The organism is Sphingomonas hankookensis (assembly GCF_022664465.1).
Taxonomy (GTDB): domain Bacteria; phylum Pseudomonadota; class Alphaproteobacteria; order Sphingomonadales; family Sphingomonadaceae; genus Sphingomonas; species Sphingomonas hankookensis.
On sequence record NZ_JAKREV010000017.1, the window covers coordinates 1 to 8,875 of the forward strand.

Below are 8,875 nucleotides of genomic sequence, written 5' to 3' on the forward strand. Positions count from 1 at the left end.
TTCCTGCGCAACGACCGCATCGCCTCGCTGCGTCCCGTCGAAGCGATCGTCTGCGAAGGATCGGGCGTCCAGATCGACTTCGCGCGCAAGCTGCGAACCGCCGGCGTACCGCTCCACGTCTTCCGCAAGGACGGACAGGCGCCGGTGCAGCCCAGCCAGCGCGGCCGTCGCGCCTGACGCACTCACGGAAGGGCTCCGGGAAACCGGAGTCCTTCCCCTTTTTTACGTCGCCCTGGGCGGCGCTCCGGGGCATCGAGCCCCATCGCGCCGCGTGGGACTGACCTTGCGGTCGATCGCACCGCGTTGCCGGATCGACACGGCTCGCTCGCGGCAGGGCAATGCCGTCGCATTGCCGCTGCCTGCCACGCCTCGCCGGTGCCGGGATCGATCTGTCGCTCCGTCGCATCGCCTCGCTCGCTTAGCGGTCATCGCTGAGTGCGATGACCAGCGCGCTACGCCTCGGCCGATGCGACCCTTGGAAAACCCCGGTGCGACCCCGAAAGGGCTATCCTTTGCTCGCCTCACTACAGAATGGCATGCGGGTATCACGGGCCGTCGAGACTTCGCGATCCCCCAAATTTTGCGCTGCCCGTCCGCAATCGCTCCGCTCAGCGGACCGCCAGCACAAAATCGGTTCCCCCGCTCTCGAGCGTTGACCGGGATCCCTGCCTTCGCTGCGCTCGCCACGGCTTCCCGGTCAACGGCATCAACCGCCCTGAACACCGCATGCCGGACGGTTCGCGTCAGCAAAAGGAGAATGACATGACCGACCCCATCTCGAACGACGACTACGCACTCTGGGCGGACGGAACATGCGCGACGATCGGCGAGGTTCGCAGTGGCCACTACACCCACATGTCGGACGACTATGAGATCATCTCGTGGACCGACACCGCACGCCTGATCGAAATTGACGCGGTCGATCCCTGACGGAGGATCGGTACGGCTCGCTCGCGGCAGGGCAATGCCGTCGCATTGCCACTGCCTGCTACGCCTCGCCGGTGCCGGGATCGATCTGTCACTCCGTCGCATCGCCTCGCTCGCATCGCGGCCACGCCTGCGCGTGTCACGCTCGCTACGCATCGACCGTCGCGGCTCAGCCGGCGTCTCGACTGCGGCATCGGCACGGCTCGCTGGCGGGCGCGGCGATGCCGTCGCATCGCCTGCGCTGCCGCTGCGCATCGCGCCGTGCCGATGCGATCGAGTATGGGCTGACCGGCACGGCTCGCTCGCTTCACGACGATCCCTTCGGATCGCCGGTTCGCTACGCCTCGCTCGTGCCGATCGCACCCGCTTATCGACCGCGCCCGTCTCGCTCGCATCGCGGCCACGCCTGCGCGTGTCGCGCTCGCTACGCATCGACCGGCGCAGTCCGACCAATGCCCGGCTCGCTCGCGGTGCCGCAATGCCTGCGCATTGCGAGCACCAGCTACGCATCGCTCGGGCACCCGGTCCTGCGGACCGACCCATGACCCCGTGATCGGCCATGCCGATCCTGACGGATCGGAAGGGGAGGGAAACCGGGGATGATGGTTCCAATGGGAGACAGACCATGTCGATCACCTTCTTCCTCAGCGTCGATCGGAAAGCCGATGCCGCGCCCGCCGTCATCACCGCCCGCCAGCTCGCCGCGTTCCGCGCCTTCGCCCGGGAGCGTGGCCAGCTTCTCGAAGACGAGGACGATGACCCCCTGGTGTCGTGCTCGTTCGAAGCCCGCGTGTGCCCCTGGTCGCTCGCATCAATCTGCGCGATCTTCGATCACGACGTTGGTGTCATCTCCGTTGTCGAGGAAGCCCAGTTTCGTGGACTCAACGTCCGCTTCTGGCGCGACGATGCAACCCGCACGATCACCATGCACGTCGCCACCACGCCCGACGGCGCATCGGAGATCAACCTCGCCAACGGCAACGCCTATCGCGTCCTCGACGCGCTCCGGCTTGCCGACGACAATCGCGGCAGCATACCCATTACCGAATTGCGCGATACTCTGGGTCAGCCTTACGTCCGCCGCGATCTAGGCCACCTCAATGATGGCCGTTACCTCGAGCGGTTCGACTCGCTCGCGGCTCAGGTCGCTACCAGTGACGAGATACGCATGGTCTGGGGATAGCCTCCCTCCAGTCACCATCGCGTCGGGGGGCATCGGGCTTCGCCTCGATGCTCCCCATTCTTTTGCCTCAATGGACCGAAGCATCGCCAGCTTCGGCCAGGCATTGAAAAGGGGAGCGCCTTACGGCTGCTCCCCTTTTTTGCTTGATGGGCTTGAGCCCGCTCCTGCGCTGACCCGCTACGCGGTCAGGCGCTTCACGGTCTCGTCGATCCCGAGCTTCTTGATCGCCCCGATGATGGCGCTGAACTGGGCTGGATCGGCCTTCATCAGCCCCGACTTCTCAACCTCCTTCAACAACCCCGATCGCTCGCGATCGGCGAGTTGCTTGCGACGCTCGTTGAGCCGCTGTTCATCGGCCTCAAGCTGCGCCCGTTCCTGCTCGATACTCCGTGCCATTCGACATGCCTTTTCTGATCGTGAACCAGCCTCCATGTTGTACGATGCCAGCACCTACCCAGCTGCACAATAGCGACAACCATACTCGCTCGCTGGTCCGGTTTTACCGGACCAGCATGGGGCGACGGACACTGACCTGCGGCCAGGTCCGTCGTGGGGCGGGATTGCTCCGCCCAACCCCCTTCGGTCCTGCCCGATGATCGCCTGCCTGCGGCGCTTTCCCTCCCGGAGTCCGGTCCAATGATCGGACATCCAGCCATGATGCCACCACCACCGCGACAGTCCCTAAGGATTTGCACACCGTACGCGGCACGCCGCAGGTTAAGTGCCTGAAATACGGTCTGTTCACAGGGTGTGTCGTGTTCTCATGGTGGAAAAGCCTAGCCGGAGTTCGCTAACCCGTTGAAATAGCGTCTAGTTCGACGTTCTCGGCATGTAATACGTTTTCTATGGCGATGTCTGAAATCGCGTGTTAAACCTCCGGCTCCGAAATCCCCACCATCCACCAGTTGAGTGGATGGATCATGACTACACACCACGTCGGCTTCAGGCTTTCGAGTCAGGCTGTTGCGACCCTGGACAGCTTCGCGAAAGAGCGTGGATGCTCTCGCTCGGAGGCGTCCCGTTTAGTCTTTCATTTCGGACTTCCACTGGCGGTCGCGAGCCATTCATTCAACGTCAGTCGCGTCCTGCTCATCCTAGAGCAACTGTCGGCTTCAATGGACCTCATCGTTACCCGCGAGCATCCCGACTACGCGGAGAAGATCATCGACATCGCCCAGGAGCGCGTGGAGGTTCACCATGCGCAGCGGTGATATCCGGTTCAACGGTCAGGCGGCGACGGTAAAGCACCATTCAGCGCGGGGGCGGATCACCCGCAACTCCGGCAATTTCACCCGCGGTTCGCAGCTGCTTGCCAGCCAGTACAAGATGACCTGGGCGGGCCTCCAGGTGCCGATCTGGATCTGGCTCGGGACGTTCATCGTCCTGTTCAATATCTTCGTCTGGCTGGGCCTCGCCGAGCATGAGTTCCAGCTCGACCTGATGAAGCTCTACTCGGCGATCTGGACATGGGTCGGCGCGGACAGATTCCACCTTATCAACCTGACCCTGCCCAACGGCGTCGTGACGAAAGTTCCGATCGGTTACGTTCCCTACGAGCCCCATGTCGTTCACGCCTGGGCTAAAACCGTCAAAATCTTCCTGACGACGCTCGTCATGTCGGCTTTCATCGCCGCTCCGCTCATCATGTGGTTCATCATGTGGGCCAACAAGCGCGGCAGCGACATGCTCCAGGAACGCCATAACCGCGGCGCCCTGCTGGTCGAGCGAGATGTCCTCGTCAAAACCGTCAGCGGCCACAACCGGCGCAGGTTCCGAACCGAGTGCGCCGAGCACGAGCCCCCATACGTCCCGGAGCTGGTCGCCAAGGCTCCAATCCTCGATCGCATCGACCGGGGCATCCACGTTCCCTATACGATCGCCGGCATCCCCTATCCGTGGCGGCTCGAACAGAGCCATACCATGCTCATCGGCACCACCGGCACCGGCAAGACGACGCAGCTGCGCAGCCACGTCTCGCAGCTTCGTGCGCGCGGGCATCGCGCCGTCATCTTCGACCTTACCGGGGTGTTCGTGGAGACATTCTACAACCCCGAAACCGACGTTATCCTCAACCCGATGGACGAGCGTTGCGCGCCGTGGACGCTGTTCGACGAGTGCCGCAACTATGCCGACTTCGTGTCGGCCGCCTCGGCCCTCATCCCCTCGCATCCCGACGACAAGGAGCCGTTCTGGCAGAACGCCGCACGCATGCTGTTCATCGAGATGTGCCTGAAGCTTCAGGAGATGGGCGAGGCCAACAATGCCGCCATCGCGCATCACCTGATGCAGGCTGACCTGAAGTCGATCAACGCCAAGCTGGACGACACGATCGCGGCCCCGCTGACGACGGAGAAAGCGGCCCGCATGGCGGAGTCGATCCGATCAGTCCTGAACGTCAACGGACAGGCGCTGCGCTTCATGCCGGACCCCGTCCCGGGCGGCCCGCCCGCCTTCTCGATCCGCGACTGGATCGCGACCGACAATCGTGACGGCTCGATCATGTTCATTACCGGCTCGTACAATGACCTGGAGATGACCCGCGGCCTGTTCACGCTGTGGATCGACCTCGCGGTCAACAACCTCATGCGCCTGCCCAAGACGCGCGATCTGCGCACCTGGTATCTGTTCGACGAGGTACACGCGCTCCACGCGCTGCCCGGCATCGAGCATGGCCTCCAGTCGGCGCGCAACTTCGGAGGCGCGTTCGTCCTCGGCATCCACTCGTTCGACAAGCTGGTCGCGACCTATGGCCTGCAGAACGCGACCGCGCTCACCGGCCTCGCGCGCACCAAGCTGATCCTCGCCACCGCCGATCGCACGACGGCCGAGAAATGCTCCGAGTTCATCGGCAGCCGGGAAGTCCGTCAGATGGATGAGGCATACAGCTACGGCTACAACAATACCCGCGACGCCTCGACGCTCACACCGCGTACCGCGATCGAACCGCTGGTCATCCCCGACGACATCAACAACCTGCCGTCGCTCCACGGCTTCGTGAAGTTTCCCGACGGTTTCCCCGCTGCGCGGATCGAACTCAAGTACCGGTCCTATGCCGAGGTCGCGCCGGGGGCGGTTCCCCGCAAGAACTTCAAGCCGACCGAATACGTCTCGCCGGAAGACCGGCGTCGTCAGACCGCCCGGAACAAGGTCGCGGATGAGGGGGGTGAGGGCGGCCGGGAACATACCCCCACGCGGCCCGTGGGAGGCGTAGAGGCAAGGGAACGAGAACAGCCGGACCTGACCGCCGCTCAGCCCGAGAAGCCCCGTAGCGAGGCGGAGAAGGCGGCTGCGGCGATGGAGGTCACCGGGTCGCTGCCGGTGGTTATCGATCAGGTAACCGGGAAGGGCGTCACGACCAGCCCAACCGGCGCCGATGCCGTCCGCGCAGCGGAGCCAGCGGTTCCCGTCGCGTCCGAAAAGGTGCGCGACGCGCGGATCGGTCTGAGGCTTCCCGATCCGGGGGCGTCGCCAACGCTCACGGCAGGCCCGAACGCGCAACGATCGGACGCCGAACGACCAATGAGTGGCTCTGATCTCGGTCGGCAAGATGACAACCGCCATGAGGACCAAGCGACCCGTGAGTTGCGCGATGGGTTTGCGACGCAGCGCGATCCCGATCACCACCATCGTCATCATGGCCCGGATCATTCGCCGGAGATCGATGACGACATGGACATGGGGATGTAGCCGATGCTGTCGGTCGCCTCCGTCAAATCCGCCTCCGGCGCGGCGCAGTATTTCGCCAAGGACGATTACTACACCGCCGAGCATTCGTCCGAGGCGACCGCCTGGGGCGGGGTGGGCGCGGCCGATCTTGGCCTCAAGGGCGAGGTGACCAAGGAGGACTTCGAGAAGATCCTCAACGGCGAGATGCCCGATGGCGAGAAGGTCGGGCAGGTCGAGGGTCGGCGGTTAGGCGTCGACCTGACATTCTCGATGCCGAAATCGGCGAGCGTCATGGCCTATGTCGCCGGCGACGCCCGTGTGCTCACCGCGCATATGAACGCGGTAAAGGCGACGATGGGCTGGGTCGAGAAGACCTTCGCCGAAGGCCGCACCTACGATCAGTCCAGGTCAGGGGATGCGGTGCGTACCGGCAACCTCGTCTATGCGCTGTTCCAGCACGACACGAGCCGCGCTCTCGATCCGCAGGGCCACATCCACGTCCTTATCGCCAACATGACCAAGATGGCGAACGGGGCATGGCAGGCGCTCCACAACCAGCAGCTCTGGAAGAACAACACCACGATCGGCGCGGCCTATCACGCCCAGTTTCGCGCCGAGCTGGCAAAGATCGGCTACGAAACAAGCGTCACCGGCAAGCACGGCCAGTTCGAGATCGCCGGCGTGCCTAAGGAGGTGATCGACACCTTCAGCCAGCGGCGCGCCGATATCCTGGCGAAAGCCGGCGAGCTCGGTGTCACCTCCGCCGAGGCGTTGCGCAAGGTGACCAACAATACCCGCGACGCCAAGCTGAACGTCGAGGATCGCGATGCCCTGCGCCAGGAATGGCGTGACCGGGCGGCCGCGCTCGGATTCGACGGCAAGGCACTGGTCGATGCCGCGCGCGAGCGTGCCGGCACTAGCGGCCTCGATGCCCAGCCACGACCGATGGAGCGCCTCGGTGACGTCCTGGCCAATATCCGCGAAAGCCTGGGCGAGTGGTTCCGATCCGCCGATCCGCTCGTCGCCAGCGGTCTCGACCGACTGCGCATCGCGCCGGTGGATCTGCGCGCCCAGCACGCCGTCGCCTCCGCGATCCGCATCCATGCCCAGCGCGAAGCCGCGTTCGCCGTGCCCGACATCACCCGGACCGCGCTCGACCTCGGGCTGAAGGGTGTCACCGCCGCGCATGTCGACGCGCGCGTCTCCGAGCTCATCCGCAACGAGAAGCTGATCCCGGGCAAGGAGGACCGGATCGACGGCGTCGTCACCCATGTCACGACGCCCGAGGCGCTCGCGACCGAGCGCGGTATCCTTGCCGAGATCGAGCGCGGCAAGGGGGAGGGGCGGGTGATCGTCTCCGCCGACACCGTCATCGAGCGGATCAACGCCGCATCGGGCGACAAGGAACTCAACGCAGGCCAGATGGCGGCCGCGACGATGGCGCTGACCTCCGCCGATCGTATCGTCGCGGTCCAAGGCGTCTCGGGCGCCGGCAAGTCGACCATGCTGGCGAGCGTCGCGCGCAACGTCGAGCAGGAGGGCGGCAAGGTGGTCGGCCTCGCGCTCATGAAGGCGACCGCCGATCGCCTCGGCGCGGAAGCCGGGATCGAGAGCCGCACCGTCTCCTCGTTCGTCCACAGCTATGCCCGCCACGCGCTCGCTGGGAAGGGAGCGGGCTATGACGGCGCGCGCGACGCGCTCGCCGGCACGACGCTGATCCTCGACGAAGCCTCGATGGTGGGTTCCGACCAGATGAAGCACCTGGTCGGCATCGCCAATGCGCTCGGCGTCGATCGCTTCCTGATGATCGGCGATCGCCAGCAGATCACCGCGGTCGACGCCGGCAAGGCGTTCGCGCTCGCGCAGGCCGGCGGGATCACGATGGCGCGGATGGACGAGAATCTGCGCCAGCGCACCGAGCAGCTGCGCACCGTCGCTGCGCTGACCAACCGTGGCGAGGTGCGCGAGGCGATGGCGATGCTCGGCGACAAGGTCACCGCCAACCCCGAGCATGTGAAGGCCGCGGCCGAACACTGGCTGGGCCTAACCACCGAACAGCGCGAGACCACCGCGATGTTCTCCTCGGGCCGCGTCGCCCGCGCCGAGCTCAACGTGCGCATCCAGGACGGCCTCGCCGCAGAGGGGGCGCTGAAGGGCGAGGGCGTCGTTACGCCCGTCCTCGACAAGGTCAACGTCACGCGTGAGGAACTGCGCTACGCGCATACCTACAAGCCGGGCCAGGTGATCGACCTGCGCCATGCCATGCGCGAACTCGGCCTCAGCCCCGGCACCTATGACGTGCTCGGCGTCGACGCGAAGGGCCGCGTCCAGGTCCAGATCGGCAACCGGGTTCGGACCTTCGATCCGCAGAAGATATCGCCGGTCGACAAGACCGATGCGATGCAGCTCGCGCAGCGCGAGGAGATCCGGCTGCACGAAGGCGACAGGATCCGCTGGACGCAGAACGACAAGGACCGCGGCCTCAACAACAACGACATCGCCCGCGTCGTCTCGGCCGACCCGTCGGGGATCAGGGTCGAGGCGAGCGACGGCACGCTCCACGAGCTGAAGGCGGGCGATCCGATGATGGAGCGGATCAGCCTCGCCTACGCGCTCAACATGCACGCGGCGCAGGGCATCACCACCGATACCGCGATCGCGGTGATGAGCCACAAGGAATCCAACCTCTCCAACCAGCGCCTGTTCAACGTCACCGTTACGCGCGTCCGCGACGACATCCAGCTGTTCACCGACGACCGCGAGAAGCTGACCGCCGCGATCGAGCGCAACGAGGGCAACAAGACCTCGGCGCTCGAAACCACCGGCGCGCTGACGATCGACCCCGATCGGGGCGCTGCCGGCACAGCGGCGAAAGCCGGCGCGGGCGAGACGTTCAACCCCTCGCTGCCGCCCGACCTCGATCGCGGACCTGAGAAAGTTGGGGGCGAGCCGAGCGCCGACGTCAGCCAAACCGTCGAGCGGCAGCCGCCCGATTTCAAGAACGATCCCTCCCTTGCCGCCGCATCGCTGCGGATCGGCGTCGAGAAGCCGGAAATCGAACTTCCCTACCCCGAAAAGGACATCGGACTGGAGCTATGA

General features: G+C 65.3%; 6 protein-coding genes. 5 read left to right on the forward strand and 1 reads right to left on the reverse strand.

What is annotated here, in order from left to right:
* Positions 1-762 precede the first annotated feature (762 nt).
* Complete coding sequence (locus MF610_RS18680; protein ID WP_156028549.1) at positions 763-930, forward strand: hypothetical protein; 168 nt, start codon at positions 763-765, stop codon at positions 928-930.
* Positions 931-1,552: 622 nt separating this feature from the next.
* A complete protein-coding gene (locus tag MF610_RS18685; protein ID WP_125962576.1) occupies positions 1,553-2,110 on the forward strand; it encodes a hypothetical protein in 558 nt (185 codons plus the stop codon).
* A 177-nt stretch (positions 2,111-2,287) separates the two neighbouring features.
* On the opposite strand, the gene MF610_RS18690 is transcribed toward MF610_RS18685, so the two are convergent.
* Positions 2,288-2,506: a hypothetical protein gene (locus MF610_RS18690; RefSeq protein ID WP_037447303.1), complete on the reverse strand. Its 219-nt coding sequence runs from the start codon at positions 2,504-2,506 to the stop codon at positions 2,288-2,290.
* A 524-nt stretch (positions 2,507-3,030) separates the two neighbouring features.
* Here MF610_RS18690 and MF610_RS18695 point away from each other — a divergent pair.
* The 3 genes from MF610_RS18695 to mobF are packed head-to-tail and all read left to right on the forward strand — an operon-like array spanning position 3,031 to position 8,875.
* The gene (locus MF610_RS18695) at positions 3,031-3,321 is read left to right on the forward strand and encodes a hypothetical protein (protein ID WP_016509826.1); all 291 of its coding nucleotides are present in this window, start codon (positions 3,031-3,033) and stop codon (positions 3,319-3,321) included.
* The gene (locus MF610_RS18700) at positions 3,308-5,797 is read left to right on the forward strand and encodes a type IV secretion system DNA-binding domain-containing protein (protein WP_242201863.1); all 2,490 of its coding nucleotides are present in this window, start codon (positions 3,308-3,310) and stop codon (positions 5,795-5,797) included. Before MF610_RS18695 ends, MF610_RS18700 begins: the two co-directional genes overlap by 14 nt.
* 3 nt (positions 5,798-5,800) lie before the next feature.
* Positions 5,801-8,875: a MobF family relaxase gene (gene mobF, locus MF610_RS18705; RefSeq protein ID WP_016509811.1), complete on the forward strand. Its 3,075-nt coding sequence runs from the start codon at positions 5,801-5,803 to the stop codon at positions 8,873-8,875.